The organism is Brevibacillus sp. NPDC058079 (assembly GCF_042885155.1).
GTDB lineage: Bacteria > Bacillota > Bacilli > Brevibacillales > Brevibacillaceae > Brevibacillus.
Map to the genome: position 1 here is coordinate 978,869 of NZ_JBHVSO010000001.1, position 23,238 is coordinate 1,002,106.

Genomic DNA, 23,238 nt, shown 5'->3' on the forward strand with positions numbered 1-23,238 from the left:
AAATGTAGCTCAGGAGGAGAGTAGACGTGTCAAGTAAAAAGATCGCCAATATATATCCGTTATCTCCCATGCAAGAGGGAATGTTATTTCATTCCCTCCTGGACGAAGGAACAGAGTCCTATTTTGAACAATTGCGATTTACCATTAGAGGACTCATCGATCCAGCTATTCTCGAACAAAGCTTAAACGCGCTGATCGAGCGACACGATATTCTCCGAACTGTCTTTATCCTTGAAAAGGTTCAAAAGCCGCGACAAATTGTACTCAAGGAAAGAAAGACAAACGTGCAGGTGATAGATATCACACACCTCTCTGAAGACGAGCAAGCTGTCTTTTTGGAGGACTTTGCTAAAAGAGAACGTCAGAAAAACTTTGATTTGGCAAAAGATGTGCTCATTCGCCTCACTCTTGTCCAAACCGCTTCTGATGCCTATACACTGATCTGGAGTCACCATCACATTTTGCTCGACGGTTGGTGCATTCCGATTGTGTTACATGACTTTTTCCAAATCTATCAACAATTAAAAGACGAACGACCTGTAAATCTCGGCCAAGTTTATCCGTACAGCACCTACATAAGCTGGTTAGGGGAACAGGATGCAGAAGAGGCAAAAGTCAACTGGTCACGGTATTTAAGTGGCTATGAGCCGAGCACATTTATTCAAAAGCAGGGTACCGGAATCAAATACAATCAAGCAGAGCTGGTCTTCACGATTGGTCAGTCGTTGACGAGCCACTTGAATAAAATCGCAAAACAATTGCAAGTGACTGTAAACAATCTCTTTCGTACCATCTGGGGTCTCATGTTGCAGCGCCAAAGCAATATCGATGACGTTGTATTCGGATCGGTTGTCTCTGGCCGTCCAATCGATATCCCGAATGTCGAGCAGATGGTTGGACTTTTTATCAATACCATACCTATCCGTGTTCAGATGAGAGAGAATCAAACGTTTTCTGATCTGGTGAAACAAGTACAAGAAGAGTCGATTTCGCTGGAAAAATATCATTATCTTTCCCTCGCGGACATTCAGAAAAATCAACAACTGATCGATCATATTATTCTGTTCCAAAACTATCCGATGGGCGCAGAGCTTTTGACCCGTCTGAACCAATATAACCAAGAATTCACTCTCACAAATCTGCATGCTTTTGAACAAACCAACTACGACCTAAACATAATGGTCACCTCAGACGATACCCTCACAGTTACGTATATATACAATGCATCTGTATTTACGGAAGATCAACTCCAGCACCTCAACCAACAACTCACAACGATCATGACGCAAGTGACAAATACACCGGATATCCTTCTGAAAAATCTAGAAGTGGTAAATTCCGAAGAGAAGCACCTTCAGCTCCATACTTTTAATGATACATATCGCAATTATCCTATTGATTATCTGATTCACCAGATTTTTGAAGAGCGTGCAGAGAAACAACCACACTTCATTACGTTGGTCATGGGAGAGCAAAAGCTTACTTACCGTGAGCTGAACGAAAAGGCAAATCAACTTGCTACATTTTTACGTGCAAAAGGGGTCGGACCAGAAAGTATTGTCAGCTTGCTCACAGAACGCTCACCGGAAATGATCATTGCCATTCTTGCGATTTTTAAAGCAGGCGGAGCATATTTACCAATAGACCCGGCTCATCCGAAGGAACGCATCGAATACATTTTACAGGATAGCGGCAGTGTGCTACTTCTTACAAAAAAACGCTTTTTAGAGACAATTGATTTTGCAAATAGGATCTTTGATCTAGAGGCGGAGGAGCTTTATCAGGGAGCACCGGGTAATCTTGCGAATGTTGCCCAAACGAGTAATCTTGCATACGTCATCTATACATCGGGTTCGACAGGTAAACCGAAAGGCGTCATGATCGAGCATGCGAGTCTATTGAATCAAATCTTCGCACTGCAAGAGAAATATCCGCTACAAGAAAAAGATGCGTATTTGTTAAAAACGACCTATACCTTCGACGTATCTATCGCAGAAATCTTCGGCTGGATTCCCGGCAACGGCAGACTGGTGATTCTCGAACCTGGCGCTGAGAAAGAACCTGACAAAATTTGGGAATCTGTTGTAAATTATGACGTAACTCACGTCAATTTTGTTCCATCTATGCTCATTCCTTTTGTCGAGTATCTAGAGGGGCGAAAAGAGGGAAACCGCCTGCGATACATCATGGCTGCCGGGGAAGCAATGCCGAATGATCTTGCGCCAAAAGTATATAACGTATTGCCAGAAGTGAAAGTGGAGAACATCTATGGTCCGACAGAAGCTACCATTTATGCTTCCTGCTACTCACTCACGGTAGACTTGATAGAAAATCCTGTGCCTATTGGAAAGCCATTGGCCAACTATCAAATGCATATCGTCAATCAATATGGTCAATTGCAGCCAATCGGAGTGCCTGGTGAATTATGCATTGCCGGAGCTGGATTGGCGAGAGGATATCTAAATAATGAAGAATTGACGAACGAAAAGTTTGTTCCCCATCCGTTTGAAGCAGGCAAACGCATGTACCGTACAGGCGACCTGGCTCGTTTTCGCAAGGATGGAAACATCGAATACCTCGGACGTATTGACCATCAAGTGAAAATTCGTGGCTTTCGGATTGAGTTGAACGAAATTCGTAGCCAGTTGATTGAAGAAGAATCGATTCGTGATGCAGTGGTTGTGGCACATACAGATCATAACAATCAAGCGTATCTATGCGCGTATATCATCGCCGATCAGGTGTGGACTGTTGCCTCATTACGTACACTGCTTCGCGAAACGCTTCCTGATTACATGGTTCCGTCTCATTTTATTCAAATGGAAGAGTTCCCTCTGACCTCGAGCGGGAAAATTGATCGCAAAGCTTTGCCGCTCCCAGATGGCAATGTGCAAACAGGCAACGCGTACAGTGCGCCGCGCAATCCGATTGAGGAATTGCTCGCCCGGATTTGGGAGGAGGTTCTTGGTGTATCACAGGTCGGGATCCACGATAACTTTTTCGAATTGGGAGGGCATTCGCTTTTAGCGACACAATTGCTGTCCCGTACATCCAAACTATTTCAAACTCAGCTTCAGATGCGTGAGATTTTTACCTATCAGACGGTAGCAGAATTGGCTGAACGTATTCAATTCACTCGCCAAGGTGCGGAGCCGATAAAGCAAAGTCCGATAAAACCGCTTTCATTGGACAGTTCTCAAGAGTTACCGCTGTCTTACGCCCAACAACGTCTATGGTTCCTTGATCGGCTTATCCCGAATAGCGCCATGTACAACATTCCGGTCGGATTCCATCTGCGTGGAGCAGTCGATACGAATGTAATGGAACGTGCTTTGAATGAAATCATCAAACGGCATGAATCCCTTCGAACAACGGTTAAGGACATAGAAGGACGAGCGGTTCAAGTGATTCAAACGAATGTACATTTGTCACTTCCTGTCACTGACCTGCGCGACATGCCAGCAGCGGAAAAAGGCGCTATATGGATGAGTATGGTGGAAGAAGATGGCGCGACTCCATTCCAACTGGATCAATGGCCGCTGATGAGAGCAGCGTTGATTCGACTGGAGGAACAAGAGTCCGTTCTCTGGATGAATATGCATCACATCATCTCAGACGGTTGGTCTATGGATGTATTGGTAAACGAGCTAAGCACAGTGTATGAAGCATTCGTTAAAGAAGCTGAAGTACCGCTTGCCGATTTACCCATTCAATATCGCGATTACGCAATCTGGCAACGAGAGAACTGGCAAGACAATGTATGGGAGCAGCAACTCAGTTACTGGAAAAAGAAGCTGGCCCAGAGTGAACCACTTTTGCCACTTCCGACCGATCGACCACGGACAGTCGTGCAAAGCTATCGCGGTGACAATTATTCTTTCTTCGTGCCAGGTGAAGTGGGGCAAAAGCTACGCGAGCTTGGGCGACAAGAAGGCGCGACACTGTTCATGACGCTCTTAGCGGCATTCAAGCACTTCATGTACCGCTATACGCATACCACCGATATTCTGATAGGCACACCTGTTGCGGGACGTAATCGTCAGGAAATAGAAAACCTAATCGGGTTCTTTGTCAACATGCTGGTTCTTCGTACTGACCTGTCTAACGAGCCTACATTCGTTGAGCTGTTACGACGTGTTCGTGAGACGGCATTTGATGCTTTTGCCAATCAGGATATTCCTTTTGAAAGATTGGTCGATGAATTACAAATTGAGCGCAGTCTTAGCTACTCGCCGCTATTCCAGGTGCTTTTCTCCGTACAGGGAATGTCAACGGGTGTACGGAAAGGCGAGACGCTCTCCATTACACCTAATGAAGTCAATCTCAACAAGACGACCAAATTTGATTTGACTCTCACCATGATTGAAGACGAGGATTACGGATTCAAGTGTGTGTTTGAATACAGTACAGATTTATTTGATCGTACGACGATTGAGCGCATGGCTGAGCATTTCCGTAATCTTTTGCAAGCTATTGCGACCAACCCAGCACAGAAAATAACGGAAGTGGAACTGTTAGGCGATGTGGAACGAGATCAGCTACTCGTCGGTTGGAATGATACTGAGGTTGATTATTCCCGCGATCTTTGCGTGCACGAACGTGTTGCCCAACTGGCACAAACGTTGCCTGATCAGATTGCAGTTTCGGGTGAGCAAGGTGCAATCACCTATGCAGACCTGGATGCGAAGGCTAATCAGCTCGCTCATTTCTTGCTAAAACAAGGGATTGGCTCGGAAGACTTGGTAGGAATCTGCGTGGAGCGTTCCATCGAGATGGTGATCGGTCAACTCGCGATTCTCAAAGCAGGTGCCGCTTATGTGCCGATGGACCCTGCATACCCGCAAGAACGACTCGCTTTTATGATCAGGAACTCACAGATGTCATTGGTCTTAACCCAAGAGCGGTTGGTAGGTGCATTACCAGAAGACGCTGCAACTTTCCTTTGCTTGGATCGAGATTGGCATGTCATTGCTGAGATGAGTTCGGTTGCGCCAGCGGTTACGGCCAAAGCAGAACAACTCGCCTATGTCATCTATACGTCAGGTTCTACAGGAACACCAAAGGGAGTGGAGATCGAGCACGGATCACTCTTGAATCTAGTCAATTGGCATCAGCGAGCGTACAACGTAATCGCTGCGGACCGTGCATCGCAAATAGCAGGTACAGCTTTTGATGCTTCGGTGTGGGAGATTTGGCCGTATTTGACGGCAGGTGCTACGATTTGCTTGCCACAGGAAGAGATTCGTCTTGTACCGGAAAAACTGCGTACTTGGTTAGTCGAATCAGGCATCACAATAAGCTTTTTACCAACGCCTTTGGCAGAGAGCCTGCTTACCTTGAATTGGCCAGCCGAATCAGCATTGCGCTACATGTTGACGGGTGGTGATACCTTGCACCAGTACCCGTCTGCAAATGTACCGTTTACGTTGGTAAACCAGTACGGACCAACAGAAAATACTGTCGTTGCTACTGCTGGCATCGTGCCCGTGCAGGGAACACGAGAAGCGGCTCCTTCCATTGGACGTCCCATTGACAACGTATCTATCTATGTACTCGACGCAAGCAGAAAGCCTGTGCCTGTAGGAGTTGTCGGGGAACTTTACATCGCGGGGAAAAGCTTAGCACGCGGCTATCTGAACCGTCCTGATCTGACGGAAGCCAGCTTTGTACCCAATCCGTTCTCTACAGATGAAGGGGCACGGATGTATCGCACTGGCGACTTGGTTCGCTATTTGGTAGATGGCAATTTGGAGTTTATTGGACGCGCCGATGATCAAGTAAGCATTCGGGGATTCAGGGTTGAGCTGGGGGAAATAGAGTCGGCCTTGTATGCACATGCAGCTGTTTCGGAAGCAGTGGTGATCGTCAGGGAAGACTTGACGCCTGGAGTGAAACGACTGGTGGCTTATGCCGTGCTTCATGAGGGAGAAGAGGTACAGACGAATGAATTGCGTCAGTCTTTGAAAGATAGACTTCCAGACTACATGGTGCCATCTGTCATCATACTGATGGATGCCCTGCCTCTCACTCCAAACGGAAAAGTTGATCGCCGTGCTTTGCCGGTACCCGATGCCTTGCGAGCTCAATGGGAAGATTGCTTTGTTGCCCCACAAACAGAAATAGAACACAAGCTGGCCGAAATCTGGCAAGGAGTTCTAGGTGTAGAGTCAATCGGGATTCACGATAACTTTTTCGAACTGGGCGGCGATTCGATTCTGACTATTCAAATTGTGTCGCGTGCCAATCAGGCGGGTATCAGATTTACACCAAAGCACTTGTTTGACTCTCAAACATTGGCAGAATTGGCCGCAAGTGTCGTTGTTCTTGAGGATGCACCACAAGTGCATATGGAGCAGGGTGTTGTTACAGGCGAATTGCCTCTGACACCCATTCAGACGTGGTTCTTTGAGCAGGAAATTTGCCATGTCAACCACTGGAATCAATCTGTCATGCTTGCTGTGCGTGAAGAGATGGATGCAAGTTTATTGGCAAAAGCTTTTGCGACGATTCTTGCTCACCATGATGCCTTGCGCCTGCGTTTTCGGAACGTCAACGGAAAATGGGAGCAATATCATGATGTCGTTTCGGATGAGGACGTGTTTCAGGTAGTAGATTTGACAGCTGTACTTGAAACGGACATAGAGGAACAAATGCAAGCCATTGCAGACCAGCTACAAGAAAGTCTGGATATCGAAAAAGGACCATTGCTTCGTGCTGCATACTTCCAATGCGGGGCCAAACAGCGTCTGTTCATTGCGATTCATCATCTCGCTGTCGATGGTGTTTCTTGGAGAATTATTCTGGAAGACTTGCAAATGGCCTATCAACAATTGACAGGGTTACAACAGCTGAATTTGCCTCAGAAAACGACTTCTTTCAAGCAATGGTCGGAACAGTTGACACAGTACGCAGAGCAAAGCGTAGTCGACGATTACTGGGCGAATCTGGATACCAGTCATGTACTCAACCTGCCTGTTGACCATCCAAATGGAAAGAACACAGAAAGTCTGGCCGTTCAAGTAAAGATAAAACTGGATGTGGACGAGACTCGTGCCTTATTGCAGGAGGTACCAGCCGCTTACCGTACTCAGATTAACGACGTGTTACTCAGTGCTTTGATCCGAGCCTATAACGACTGGACGGGGCAACAGACACTCTATGTTTCAGTGGAGGGACACGGGCGTGAAGAGATCATCGATGGCGTGGACATTTCTCGTACAGTAGGCTGGTTCACAAGCATGTACCCGGTCTTGCTGGAAATGGAGCCAAAGACGCCTTGGGGTTCCCTGATAAAATCAGTCAAAGAACAATTGCGCACGATTCCTGACAAAGGGATTGGCTACGGCATTCATCGTTATGTAAGCAAAGATGAACAAACGTTAAATACCCTGCAAGCTTATCCGCAACCTGAGATTAGCTTCAATTATTTAGGACAATTTGATCAGGATCAAACGGCTGATTCTTCCTTGTTCCAGATCATTCCGAACTGGTCAGCATCAAATCTGAGCAAGGATGAAGCCCGACTCCATAAACTTGATTTCCAGAGCATGGTGGCGGGAGATCAGTTAGAAATGACCTGGACGTACAGCGGCGATATGTACGAACAACAAACGATTGAAGAGCTTGCTCGTGACTATGTGCAATCATTGCAAGCGATCATTGCCCATTGTCGCTCTGAAAAGGCAGGTGGCTATACACCTTCCGATTTCCCGTTGGCGGAGTTGGATCAAAAAAGCCTCGACAAGTTCATCGGAAACAATCGTCTGATCGAGAACATTTACACGCTCACCCCGTTACAAGAGGGGATGCTGTTCCACTCTCTTTATGAGCAAGAAGGCGGGGACTACGTCGTTCAACTGGTCGTGAATTTGGATCACTTGAATGTGGCGATGTTTTCAGAAGCATGGCAAAAAGTTGTTGAGCGTCATGCCATCCTCCGAACCTCCTTCTTATGGAGCGGATTAGAAAAACCACATCAGGTTGTTCATACAAATGTAAAAGCACATGTCGAACAACTGGACTGGAGTCACGTAACGAAAGAAAAGCAAGAAGCGAACTTGCAAACCTATCTCGAACAAGATCGCAAGCTAGGCTTTGATCTCGCTCACCCGCCATTGATGCGTTGGGCGTTAATTCGTCTCGATTCGAAAACCACTCAGCTCGTTTGGAGCTTTCACCATATGTTGTTGGATGGTTGGAGTACACCGATCGTCCTAAACGATTGGCTGGCCTATTATCAGGCATCTGTTGATGGTACCGAAGCAAAACTGTCTGTCGCTCCTCCGTTTTCCTCTTATATTGCCTGGTTAAAGCAGCAGAGTCTTGAGGCATCAGAGCAGTATTGGCGAAATCATCTGCGGGGCTTCCGAATACCAACTCCCCTTAGCATGGGGAACCCGGGTGGAAGGGCTGTGCAACAAAAAGAATACGCAGATCATATGACTCTTTTATCGAAGGAAACAACTGCGAGTCTGCAAGCTTTTGCCCGTAGGCATCAACTGACGATGAATACGCTGGTCCAAGGTGCGTGGGCGTTGATTTTAAGTCGTTACGCAGGTGAGTCGGAAGTGGTATTTGGGACAACCAACCTGGGACGTCCTACAGATTTGCGTGGAGTGGACTCCATGGTGGGTCTGTTTATCAATACTCTGCCTGTTCGCGTACTTTTCTCGGAACAAATGACGGTGATCGACTGGCTGCAGAACATCCTACAGGAACAGAGTGAGATACGTCAGTACGAGTTCACGCCGCTCGTTGACATTCAAAGCTGGAGCGAAGTGCCACTTGGACAGGCGTTGTTTGACAGCATACTCGTTTTCGAGAACTACATGTCTGGTGCAAAAACAAATGCGAATACAGACATGTCGCTAAACGCAATCAAAGCAGTTGAGCAGACGAACTATCCATTGACATTGGTGGCAGCGCCTGGCGAAGAGCTAATGCTCAAGCTAATTTATGAAACCAATCGATTCGAGCAGTTCACCATGGATAAGGTATTGGCTCAATTGATCAAAGTATTAGAGTCAATGATGGCTCAGCCTACGGAACATCTCTCTACCATTTCATTCATCACAGACGAGGAACGCCACAAGCTGGTAGTGGAATGGAATGCAACGGAAACGGAATATGCTCGTGACGCAGTGATGCACCAACTATTTGAAGCACAAGTAGTCGCAACACCGGATGCCGAGGCTTTAATCGTCGGAGAAGAAAGACTGACGTACGCCGAGCTGAACCGCCGAGCAAACCAGTTGGCTCACTATCTACGCGCGCAAGGGATCGGCCCAGAGGTCTTGGTGGCTGTTCTCATGGAACGCACGACCGAGATGATCGTTGCAATGATGGGGATTCTCAAAGCTGGTGGGGCGTATGTACCGATTGATCCCGCGTATCCACAGGAGAGAATCGGCTATACGTTGGAGGATTCGCAAGCGGCGATCCTGTTGACCCAAGGAAGCTTGCTGTCGATGCTGCCTGAACATCCAGCACAAGTGATCTGCCTGGATCGTGACTGGGAGCTCATCGCGGAGCAAAGCGAAGAGAACCTGCCAAATTTGGCGTTACCAACGAGCCTTTCGTATGTCATTTACACCTCGGGCTCGACAGGTCTGCCCAAAGGAGTAGCGATTCAGCACAGCAGTGTCCTTGCCTTTATCGCCTGGGCGAAAACCGTCTTTTCGGCTGAAGAAATGAGTGGGGTGCTCGCCTCCACTTCCATCTGCTTCGATCTGTCTGTCTATGAAATATTCGTGACCTTAAGCTACGGCGGGAAAGTCATCTTGGCTGACAACGCCTTGCATGTACCGAGCCTGCCAGCAGCCAACGAGGTGACATTAATTAATACCGTTCCATCTGCGGCGAAAGAACTGGTGCGGATGAACGCGATCCCGTCGACGGTACGAGTGGTCAACCTAGCTGGAGAGCCACTGCCAAACACATTGGTGCAAAGTCTTTATGCACTGGGGCATGTGGAAAAAGTCTTTAATCTGTATGGTCCGTCTGAAGATACGACCTACTCCACGTATGTAGAGGTCACCAAAGGCGCCACGTCAGAACCGACGATTGGCCGTCCTTTGTCCAACACACAAGCGTATATTCTCGATGCCAACCTGCAACCTGTACCGTTGGGTTTACCTGGGGAACTGTATCTTGGCGGGGAAGGATTGGCTCGCGGGTACCTGAATCGTCCAGAGCTGACAGCAGAACGATTCTTGTCCAATCCATTCCACGCTGACCCGCATGCACGGATGTACAGCACCGGCGACTTAGTCCGTTATCTCCCAGATGGAGAAATCGAGTATTTGGGACGAATTGACCATCAGGTAAAGATTCGCGGCTATCGGATCGAGTTGGGAGAGTTGGAGGCTGTCCTTCGAACCCATCCAGCTGTCAAGGAAGCCGTGGTGATGGCAAGAGAAGATAAGCTGGGTGACAAACGTCTGGCAGCGTATGTGACGACAGAAGAGGAAAGTAGGGAAGACGGCACTGACTTTGCGGCCTGGGCAAAAGCAAAATTACCGGAGTTTATGGTTCCATCAGTCTTTGTCTGGCTGGACGCTATGCCACTCACACCGAACGGCAAGATCGACCGGAAGCAACTGCCAGAGCCGGAGTGGGGGCAAATCGCTTCTACACAAGAGTATGTAGCGCCACGCACGCAAACGGAGGAGCTGGTCGCCACAATCTGGTCGCACGTGCTCGGTATCGAAAAAGTCGGGATTCATGACAACTTCTTCGAGTTGGGCGGGCATTCTCTCTTAGCAACACGGGTCATTTCCCGTTTTCGTGACATGTTTGCAGGAGAAGTACCTATCCGTACGCTTTTCGAAAACCCAACCGTTGCAGAACTGTCCGAAGCACTCGGAAGCTTTTTGCAAGAAACAACCGGAGCTTCGATCGTACCAGTTTCACGGGAAGGTCATCTGCCATTGTCCTTTGCGCAGCAGCGCCTGTGGTTCCTGGATCGTCTGATGCCAGATAGCGCCTTGTACAACATCCCGTCAGCGATGCGATTGCACGGGGATCTGAATCTGGAGGCTTGGAACAAGAGCTTGCAGGTACTGATCCAGCGCCACGAAAGCTTGCGGACAACCTTTGACCACGTAGATGGGCAAGCCGTTCAAATCATTCACCCTTACCAAGAGCAGTCGCTACGTGTAATCGACTTGAGCGAGCTACCAACGGACGAGTGTGAAGCAGAAACACAGCGTCTGGCAGGAATAGAGGCAGCTACGCCATTCAACCTGAGCGAAGGTCCGTTGTTCCGTACCACCTTGATTCGCATAAGCGAGCAAGAGGCCGTCTTCTTATTTAACATGCACCATATTATTTTCGATGGCTGGTCTATCGGTATTTTCATCAAAGAAATGCGAGCACTGTACGAGGCATTTGTTCACGGCAAAGAACCTGCATTAGCTGATCTGACATTGCAGTACGCCGATTACGCTGTATGGCAACGGAAGTGGATGGAAGAAGATGTGCTTACGCAACAGCTAGCGTACTGGAAAGAAAAGCTAGTCGATGCCGAACCACTATTAGCTTTGCCGACAGATCGTCCGCGTCCAGCCGTTCAAGGCCACGTTGGCGCGATGCATACCATTACACTTTCAGCTGAACTGTTAGCAAAGTTGAATTTGCTCAGCCGTGAAGAAGGATCGACGCTGTTCATGACACTGCTGACTGCCTTCCAAACTTTGCTCTACCGCTACAGTGGACAGGAAGACATCCTCGTCGGAAGCCCGGTTGCAGGACGAAATCGGGAGGAGACCGAGTCGCTCATCGGTTTCTTCATTAATACATTAGTGCTACGTACGGATCTGTCAGGGGAACCGACATTCCGTGATTTGCTGGCGAAAGTGAAAGAGACGGCGCTAGAAGCTTATGCTCATCAGGATCTTCCGTTTGAAAAATTGGTCGATGAACTAACGCTAGAGCGTAGTCTCAGCTACTCGCCGCTGTTCCAAGTGATGTTTGTCCTCCAAAACTTCCACCTAGATTTAGACGAAAAGGCTGGCATTCGCGTATCGGAATTCGATATGGACAAACACCTCGTCACTGCTAAGTTCGACCTGACGTTGACCATGGCAGAAAGACAAAACGGATTGATCGCAACGTTTGAGTACAATACAGCGCTGTTTGATGAAACGACGATTGTGCGAATGTCACAGCACTTCCATCACTTACTCGAAGCCATCGTTCAGATGCCGGAGCAGACCATTACTCAATTGCCGTTTTTGCCTCAGGCAGAACGGGAGCAACTGCTGGTGGAATGGAACGACACCACGTCGGCTTACCCACGGGATCAACGCGTGGATCAATTGTTCCAGCAGACCGCGATGCTTTACCCGAATCGCATAGCATTGGTAGCGGGAGACCAGAGTCTCACTTACTCCCAGTTAGAGACACGAGCCAACCAAGTGGCCAACTACCTGCAAAAGCAAGGCGTTCGCCCAGGTTCACTCGTGGGTATCTGCGTGAAGCGTTCTCTCGAAATGCTGATCGGGGTACTCGGGATTCTCAAAGCTGGTGGGGCTTATGTACCGCTCGATTCGGATTATCCAAAAGAACGTCTGGCCTACATGATGGACGACGCGCAAGTCACTGTTTTGCTCACACAGGAGCAGCTTCTACCGTCACTTCCATCTGGAGAGCATACCGTGATTTGCCTGGATCGCGACTGGGCGATGATTGCCGAAGAAAGTGAACGCGCACCTGACATTGACACCACAGCGGAAAGTCTCGCTTACGTGATCTACACCTCTGGTTCTACCGGGTTGCCAAAAGGAACGCTTGTCATCCATCGAGGCATTGCCCGTCTCTTCAAAGAAACTGACTACGTGACGATCACAGAGCAGGACGTTTTCCTGCAAGCATCGACAGTATCGTTCGATGCGGCGACCTTTGAGATTTGGGGCAGCTTGCTGAATGGGGCAAAGCTAGTGCTGATGCCGCCTGATCTGCCTTCCCTGGAAGAACTGGGACAGGCCATTCAGACGCATAAGGTTACGACGCTTTGGCTGACGGCGGGACTGTTCACACTGATGGTGGATCATCACAAAGAATACCTGACGGGGGTTCGGCAACTGCTCGTGGGTGGAGATGTCGTCTCGGTTCCTCACGTAAGAAAAGCGTTGGAAATCGAAGGACTAACGATTATCAACGGGTACGGTCCAACGGAAAACACGACATTCACCTGCTGCTATCCGGTCACGGAGTTGCCAGAGACGATTAGTTCTTTCCCGATTGGCCGTCCCATCAAGAATACGACTGTGTACGTTCTTGATGGCAAAATGCACCCCGTCCCAATTGGTGTAACAGGTGAGCTGTACATCGGTGGAGATGGTCTGGCTACAGGATATTTGAATCGTCCTGATTTGACGGAAGAACGTTTTGTACCCAACCCGTTCTCAACCGATCCGCAGGCACGACTCTATCGAACGGGTGACTTGGTTCGTTATCTGCCCGATGGTCTTATCGAATTCATCGGCCGAATCGATAATCAGGTGAAAATCCGCGGATTCCGTATCGAGCTAAGTGAAGTAGAGGCAGTTTTAGCCAAACACCCTGCACTTGCCGCATCCGTTGTCATTGTTCGAGAAGATGAACCGGGCAAGAAACAGCTCGTAGCTTATGCGGTCAAAGAAGCGGAGCAAGAAATGGATACAGCCGAACTACGCAAGCACTTCAAAGCACATGTTCCGGATTATATGGTGCCATCTGCTTTCGTCATGCTGGATGAATTGCCGCTTACGCCAAACGGGAAAGTAGACCGTAGGGCCCTGCCAAAACCTGACTATGCGAACACAAGTGATGAGCACTACGTTGCACCACATACCAATATCGAGCGCAAACTGTCTGAGATTTGGCAAGACGTTCTCAGAATCGAAGAAATCAGTATCAACTCCAACTTCTTCGAACTCGGAGGAGACTCGATCCTGAGTATCCAAATCGTCTCTCGGGCTAACCAAGCAGGGATTCGTCTTACACCTAAACAGATCTTTGAAAACCAAACAATCGCTGAACTGGCAGCTCTCGTTTCAACCACTGGAAACGGGGAAAACGCTATTCAACTGGCGGAGCAAGGCATTGTGACCGGAAATGTGTTGCTTACACCAATCCAGAAGTGGTTCTTTGCCGCAAATCAACCGTCTATCCATCACTGGAATCAATCCTTCTTGTTGACAGTCGAGGAACCGGTGGATACGGACGCATTGAAGCGTGCCATTACCGAGTTGCTTGCACACCACGATGCTTTACGCATGCGTTATACCAACAACGACGGTTTATGGTCACAACACATCGAGGGCTTGGGCGAACCTGCACCTTTCGATTTGGTTGATTTGACTGACATCTCACCAGAGGAACAATTCACGCGATTGGAAGAAATTGCAGGCGAGAAGCAGGCGAGTCTGAACATCACAGAAGGCCCGATGTTCCGAGCAGTGTACTTCCACCTTGGAAAAGAACGCGCGGGACGACTCCTGCTCGTTATTCATCACTTGGTAGTCGACGGGGTATCCTGGCGCATTTTGCTGGAAGACTTGCAGGCGGCTTATGAGCAAGCTGTAAATGGTCAGGCGGTGCAATTGCCGTCAAAAACGACCTCGTTTAAGGCATGGGCTGAACAGTTACACGCTTATGCCAACTCTGATGCGCTCGAAATGGAAAAAACCTTTTGGACAAATCAAGCGTATGAAGTGGAGCCACTTCCTGTAGACCGTACGTATGAGTCAGCCCAAAACACCGAGGCATCCACGAAACAGATTACACTTACGCTGACCGCCGAAGAGACGCGCAACTTGCTTCACGAAACGCTCCCTTCCTACCGTCTGCAAATCAATGACGTATTGCTTGCTTCCTTAGCAAAAGCACTGAATCAATGGACAAGAAAAGAGACGATGGTCGTACTTCTGGAAGGGCATGGACGCGAGGAGATTATCGAAGGGGCAGATTTATCCCATACGGTTGGCTGGTTCACAAGTATGTACCCGATACAGATCTCTATCGAGCAAGAAAAAACTTGGGGACATACGCTGAAGACAGTCAAGGAACAGCTCCGCCAGATTCCAAATAAGGGTGTTGGCTATGGAATTTTGCGCTATCTAAGTGATGATCTTGAACTACAACACCACCTGAACGCCCAACCGAAACCGCAAATCAGCTTCAACTATCTTGGGCAATTTGATCAGACGGTGGCCGTTTCCTCTACGTTTGGCATAGCGTCTGAATGCAGTGGAGCCAATCTTGCCCCTGATTCGATTCGAGAGAACTTGCTAGATATCATTAGTGCGGTTACAGGAGATCAGCTACACGTCACCTGGTTGTACAACGAAAACATCCATGAGGAACAGACGATTGCGGCGGTTGCTGATGATTATATGGAAGCACTGCGAGAGATTATGTCTTACACTCAATCGGCAGAAGAAATCGGCTACACACCGTCAGACTTCCCACTGGCTAATCTAAATCAGCAGTCTATCGACAAATACATCGCTTCGGATCGTCAGATCGAAAGTGTATACTCGCTGACTCCACTGCAAGAGGGGATGCTGTTCCACTCTCTGTATGAACAAGAGGGTGGCGATTATGTTGTACAGTTCCTCATGACAATGCGAAATATTAGCTTGGAAGCATTCGAGCAAGCATGGCAGAAAATAGTCGACCGTCATTCGATTCTTCGTACCTCCTTTATATGGGAAGGTTTGGAACAACCGCATCAAATCGTCCGAAAACAAGTAAAAGTAAGCGTAGAAAAAATCGACCTACGCCATGTGGATGTCGCTAAGCAGGAAGCTGAAATCCAAGCGTACATGGAAAAAGACCGCGCGCGAAACTTCCAGTTTAATCAGGCGCCATTAATGCGTTGGACATTGTTTTCCACAAACGATAATACGTATCGCTTCTTATGGAGCTTTCATCATATCTTGCTAGATGGCTGGAGTATGCCACTTATCTTGCAAGATTGGCAGGCAAGTTACCAAGCGATCTATAAAGGCGAAGAAGAAAAATTAGAAGCAGTCCAACCATTCAGTCGCTATATCGCATGGCTCAATAAGCAAGATAAACAAGTTGCGGAGCGCTATTGGCGCGAGCAGTTAAAAGGCTTCTGCGAGTCAACACCACTTGCTATGGGAAAAGCAGGCAGTCATGCCATACAGCCTAAAGCCTACAGAGATCGAACCGTTTACTTATCCAAGGAAGTAACGGTCCACCTGCAAGCTTTTGCCCGCAAGCAGCAGTTGACGCTAAATACGTTAGTGCAAGGGGCATGGGCACTCATCCTGAGCGGTTACAGCGGATCAGACGATGTTGTCTTTGGAACGACAGTTTCTGGTCGTCCAGCAGAGCTGCCAGGAGTGGAAAACATGGTAGGACTCTTTATTAATACGTTACCTGTCCGCGTCATGTTTGATCCAAGCCAAACGATACAGGAATGGTTACAACACTTGCAAAAGACACAATTAGACATCCGTCAGTATGAATACACACCACTTGTAGACGTCCAAGGCTGGAGTGAGGTTCCACATGGACAATCGTTGTTTGACAGTATTCTCGTTTTTGAGAACTACTTGAACAGCACGAGTGAAGATTCAGATTCTGGGGTGTCGCTGAGTGAAGTCCAAGCAGTGGAGCAAACCAATTACCCACTGACATTGGTGGTGGCTCCTGGCGATGAACTTGCTCTCAAATTGATCTATGAGCAAGGACGTTTTGATACGAAAGTGATTGTTAAGGTATTAGAACAGATGTCGCAGGTTTTACATGCCCTAACTGCACAAGTGGAACAGCCGCTGACTACACTTTCATTTATTACGGATGAGGAACGCCACAAGCTGGTAGTGGAATGGAACGCAACAGAAACAGAATATGCTCGTGATGCAGTGATGCACCAGCTGTTTGAAGCTCAAGTAGTCGCAACACCGGATGCCGAGGCTTTAATCGTCGGAGAAGAAAGACTGACGTACGCCGAGCTGAACCGACGAGCAAACCAGTTGGCTCACTATCTACGCGCGCAAGGGATCGGCCCAGAGGTCTTGGTCGCTGTTCTCATGGAACGCACGACTGAGATGATCGTTGCAATGATGGGGATTCTCAAAGCTGGTGGGGCGTATGTACCGATTGATCCCGCCTATCCACAAGAGAGAATCGGCTATACCTTGGAGGATTCGCAAGCGGCGATCCTGTTGACCCAAGAAAGCCTGCTATCCATGCTGCCTGAACATCCAGCACAAGTGATCTGCCTAGATCGTGACTGGGAGCTTATTGCAGAGAAAAGCGAAGAGAACTTGCTCAATCTGGTAGAGCCAACGAACCTTTCGTATGTCATTTACACCTCGGGCTCAACAGGTCTGCCCAAAGGGGTAGCGATTCAGCACAGTAGTGTCCTTGCCTTCATCGCTTGGGCGAAAACCGTCTTTTCGGCTGAAGAAATGAGTGGAGTGCTCGCTTCCACTTCCATCTGCTTCGATCTGTCTGTCTATGAAATATTCGTGACCTTAAGCTACGGCGGGAAAGTCATCTTGGCTGACAACGCCTTACATGTACCGAGTCTGCCAGCAGTCAACGAAGTGACCTTAATCAATACCGTTCCATCTGCGGCGAAAGAACTGGTGCGGATGAACGCGATCCCGTCGACGGTACGAGTGGTCAATCTAGCTGGAGAGCCCCTGCCAAATACATTGGTGCAAAGTCTATATGCACTGGAGCATGTGGAAAAAGTCTTTAATCTTTATGGTCCGTCTGAAGATACGACGTACTCCACGTATGTAGAGGTCACCAAAGGCGCGACGTCAGAACCGACAATTGGCCGTCCTTTGTCCAACACACAAGCGTATATTCTCGATACCAACCTACAACCTGTACCGTTGGGCTTACCTGGGGAACTGTATCTTGGCGGTGAGGGATTGGCTCGCGGGTACCTGAATCGCCCCGAGCTGACAGCAGAACGATTCTTGTCCAATCCATTCCACGCTGACCCGCATGCACGGATGTACGGCACGGGTGACTTGGTCCGGTATCTCCCAGATGGTCAAATCGAGTATTTGGGACGAATTGACCACCAGGTGAAGATTCGCGGCTATCGGATCGAGTTGGGAGAGTTGGAGGCTGTCCTTCGCACCCATCCGGCTGTCAAGGAAGCCGTGGTGATGGCGAGAGAAGACAAGCTGGGTGACAAACGTCTGGCGGCGTATGTGACCACAAAAGACGAAAGTAGCGAAGAGGCCACTGACTTAGCGGTCTGGGCAAAAGCAAAATTGCCAGAGTTTATGGTTCCATCAGTCTTTGTCTGGCTTGACGCTATGCCGCTCACACCGAACGGAAAGATTGACCGGAAGCAACTGCCAGAGCCGGAGTGGGGGCAGATGGCTTCTACTCAAGAGTATGTAGCGCCACGCAACCAAACGGAGGAGCTGGTCGCCACGAGCTGGTCGCATGTGCTCGGTATCGAAAAAGTCGGGATTCATGACAACTTCTTCGAGTTGGGCGGGCATTCTCTCTTAGCGACACGGGTCATTTCCCGTCTTCGTGACATGTTTGCAGGGGAAGTACCTATCCGTACGCTTTTCGAAAACCCAACCGTTGCAGAACTGTCCGAAGCACTCGGAAGCTTTTTGCAAGAAACAACCGGAGCTTCGATTGTACCTGTTTCACGAGAAGGTCATCTGCCATTGTCCTTTGCGCAACAACGTCTGTGGTTCCTGGATCGTCTGATGCCAGATAGCGCCTTGTACAACATCCCGTCCGCGATGCGATTGCACGGGGACCTGAATCTGGAGGCTTGGAACAAGAGCTTGCAGGTACTGATCCAGCGCCATGAAAGCTTGCGGACAACCTTTGACCACGTAGATGGGCAAGCCGTACAAATGATTCACGCTTACCAAGAACAGTCGCTACGTGTAATCGACTTGCGGGAGCTACCAACGGACGAGTCCGAAGCAGAAACACAGCGTCTGGCAGGAATAGAGGCAGCTACACCATTCAACCTGAGCGAAGGTCCGTTGTTCCGTACCACCTTGATTCGCATAAGCGAGCAAGAAACAGTCTTCCTTTTGAACATGCATCACATCATCTCTGACGGTTGGTCGATGGGAGTATTCATTCGCGAATGGTTCACCTCCTACGAAGCGATTAGCCAAAACGATATACCAGCATTGGCTGATTTACCTGTGCAGTATGCTGACTACGCGGCTTGGCAACGTGAGTGGCTCCAAGGTTCGGTATTAGACGAACAACTTTCTTACTGGAGTGGAAAATTAGGTGGTGCTGAACCGCTGCTCACCTTGCCAACAGACCGTTCACGTCCTGCTGTACAAACGTACGAGGGAGCGATTTACTCAACGACGCTCGCAGGTGAACTTCTCGACAAATTACAAACACTTAGCCGTAAAGAAGAATCGACGCTGTTCATGACCTTGCTGGCTGCCTTCCAAACTCTTCTCTACCGCTACAGTGGACAGGAAGACATCCTTGTCGGAAGCCCTGTCGCAGGACGCAATAGACAAGAGACGGAACAATTGATTGGATTCTTCATTAATACATTGGTGCTCCGTACGAACATGTCAGGGGAACCGACATTCCGTGACTTGCTGGCGAGAGTGAAGGAGACGGCGCTCGAAGCTTATGCTCATCAGGATCTTCCGTTTGAAAAATTGGTCGATGAACTAGCGCTAGAGCGTAGTCTCAGTTACTCGCCGCTGTTCCAAGTGATGTTTGTCCTCCAAAACTTCCAGCTAGATTTAGACGAAAAGGCTGGCATTCGCGTATCGGAATTCGATATGGACAAACACCTCGTCACCGCCAAGTTCGACCTGACGTTGACCATGGCAGAAAAACAAGATGAACTGATCGCAACGTTTGAGTACAATACAGCGTTGTTTGATGAAACGACGATTGTGCGAATGTCACAGTACTTCCATCACTTACTCGAAGCCATCGTTCAGATGCCGGAGCAGACCATTACTCAATTGCCGTTTTTGCCTCAGGCAGAACGGGAGCAACTGCTGCTGGAATGGAACGACACCACGACGGCTTACCCACGGGATCAACGCGTGGATCAATTGTTCCAACAGACCGCGATGCTTTACCCGAATCGCATTGCAGTGGTAGCGGGAGACCAGAGCCTCACTTACTCCCAGTTAGAGACACGGGCCAACCAAGTAGCGAACTACCTGCAAAAGCAAGGCGTTCGCCCAGGCTCACTCGTGGGTATCTGCGTGAAGCGTTCTCTCGAAATGCTGATCGGGGTGCTCGGGATTCTCAAAGCTGGTGGGGCTTATGTACCGCTCGATTCGGATTATCCAAAAGAACGTCTGGCCTACATGATGGACGACGCGCAAGTCACTGTTTTGCTCACACAGGAGCAGCTTCTACCGTCACTTCCATCTGGAGAGCATACCGTGATTTGCCTGGATCGCGACTGGGCGATGATTGCCGAAGAAAGTGAACGCGCACCTGACATTGACACCACAGCGGAAAGTCTCGCTTACGTGATCTACACCTCTGGTTCTACCGGGTTGCCAAAAGGAACGCTTGTCATCCATCGAGGCATTGCCCGTCTCGTCAAAGAAACTGACTACGTGACGATCACAGAGCAGGACGTTTTCCTGCAAGCATCGACAGTATCGTTCGATGCGGCGACCTTTGAGATTTGGGGCAGCTTGCTGAATGGGGCAAAGCTAGTGCTGATGCCGCCTGATCTGCCTTCCCTGGAAGAACTGGGACAGGCCATTCAGACGCATAAGGTTACGACGCTTTGGCTGACGGCGGGACTGTTCACACTGATGGTCGATCATTCCAAAGAATACCTGACGGGGGTTCGGCAACTGCTCGTGGGTGGAGATGTCGTCTCAGTTCCTCACGTAAGAAAAGCGTTGGAAATCGAAGGGATCACGATTATCAACGGGTACGGTCCAACGGAAAACACGACATTCACCTGCTGCTATCCGGTCACGGAGTTGCCAGAGACGATTAGTTCTTTCCCGATTGGCCGTCCCATCAAGAATACGACTGTGTACGTTCTTGATGGCAAAATGCAGCCCGTCCCGATTGGCGTAACAGGTGAGCTGTACATCGGTGGAGATGGTCTGGCTACAGGATATTTGAATCGTCCTGATTTGACGGAAGAACGCTTTGTACCCAACCCGTTCTCAACCGATCCGCAGGCACGACTCTATCGGACTGGTGACTTGGTTCGTTACCTGCCAGATGGCCTCATCGAATTCATCGGCCGAATCGATAATCAGGTGAAAATCCGTGGATTCCGCATCGAGCTGAGTGAAGTAGAGGCAGTTTTAGCCAAACACCCTGCTCTTGCCGCATCCGTTGTCATTGTCCGCGAGGATGAACCGGGCAAGAAACAGCTCATAGCTTATGCTGTCAAGCAAGCCGAGTACGAGGTTGACACAGCCGAACTGCGCCAACACTTCAAAGCACATGTTCCGGATTATATGGTGCCATCTGCTTTTATCATGCTGAATGAAATGCCGCTTACGCCAAACGGAAAAGTAGACAGAAAAGCACTTCCAGTCCCTGTCTATGATCGCAGCCAAGATGTTCATTCGTTTGCACAGGCTACGAGCCTAATCGAACAAAGACTGACGGAAATCTGGTGCGCTGTTCTCCGAATGGATCGCATCGGCATTCACGATAACTTTTTTGAGCTTGGGGGCGACTCCATCCTCAGCATTCAAATCATCGCGCGTGCAAACACAGCTGGCATCCATCTAACTCCGAAAAATCTTTTTGACCATCAAACGATTGCAGAGTTGGCAAAGGTTGCAGGCCATAGCACGAAAATGGAAGCAGAGCAAGGAATGGTAACAGGTGAAGCTCCGATATTGCCGATCCAAAAATGGTTCTTCGAGCAAGAGCAACCAACACCACATCACTGGAACCAATCGATGCTCCTGCAAGTGAACGAACAATTGGACGAAGAGCATCTGGAGCAAGCTATTACCCACCTGCTCGCTCACCACGACGCACTCCGCCTGCGTTATACCTACACAGATGGACAGTGGAAGCAGACACACGCAGAAGTCGAATCGGAAGGTTTGCTCATGGTGGAGGATCTTAGCATGGTCTCGCCAGCTCAGCACATGAGAAGAATCGAAAAACTTTCACACCAAGCACAAGCGAGCCTAGATTTAGAAAACGGACCGCTCATGAAGATCGTGTACTTCGATCTCGGATATGATCGACCGGGCCGCTTGCTGATTGTCATCCACCATTTGGCGGTAGACGGCGTATCGTGGCGAGTTCTGATCGAAGACTTGCAAACGGCATACAGACAGGCTGCGGAGGGAACAGAGATTCAATTGCCAGCTAAAACAACCTCCTACAAAGCATGGGCAGTAAAAATGAATGAGTACGCATCTTCTGAACGTATTGTCGCTGAAAAGGAGTACTGGATAACTGCAGCAGACGAGATGGTCTCCTTTACACCGCCAATCCATGACGGTGAGTTGAACACAGAAGGGAACTGCCGGACGATTACGATTTCACTGGAAGAAGAAGAGACGGAAACCCTGCTACAGAAAGTACCGTCCCGTTATCGCGCGCAAATCAATGATGTTCTATTGACCTCGTTAGCATTGGCACACGCCAAGTGGACGGGAGAACAGTCCCTACTAGTCAACCTAGAAGGTCACGGTCGAGAAGAATTGTTCTCGGAGGTCGATCTCTCCCGCACGGTCGGCTGGTTTACGTCCATGTATCCACTCCTGATTCGACTGGATCAGAACATGTCTCAGGAAAATGCGCTGGTAATAGTCAAAGAGAAGCTTCAAAAAATTCCGAACAAAGGCCTTGGATACGGCATCCTGCGCTACCTGACGAAAGATAACGAGGTGTCCGAAAAGCTAGCGGCTATTCCGCAACCACCGATTAGCTTCAACTATCTGGGACAATTCAATCAGGCGGGAGAAGGAGATTCCCTGTTTGGATTTGCGACAGGAGAAAGAGGCTCCAACATCAGTCCGGACAACAGACGGGCTCATCTGATTGATGTGGTAGGGGCAGTCACAGGAGGCAAGCTGAACCTAAGCTTCCTCTACAGCGAGACATTGCATAGTGAAGCGAGCGTCGAGACTTTTGCCCATCAGTTCACGGAAATCCTGCGTTCACTGATACAAGCGGAGAAACAAAGCTATAGAGTCGAAGACTTCGAGGATGCAGACTTGAGTCAGACGGAGTTAAACAAGGTTCTCTCCAAGCTGAAGAAAAGAAAGGGGAATTAATCCA

Annotated in this window: 1 protein-coding gene; it reads left to right on the forward strand. The window is 49.0% G+C overall.

Translation table 11 applies throughout. The features are described 5' to 3' along the window. The first annotated feature begins 26 nt into the window (after positions 1-26). Positions 27-23,234 (forward strand): linear gramicidin non-ribosomal peptide synthetase LgrB, encoded by a 23,208-nt coding sequence (gene lgrB, locus ACFVS2_RS04600; RefSeq protein ID WP_390231498.1) that lies wholly within the window; start codon positions 27-29, stop codon positions 23,232-23,234. Positions 23,235-23,238: the final 4 nt, after the last annotated feature.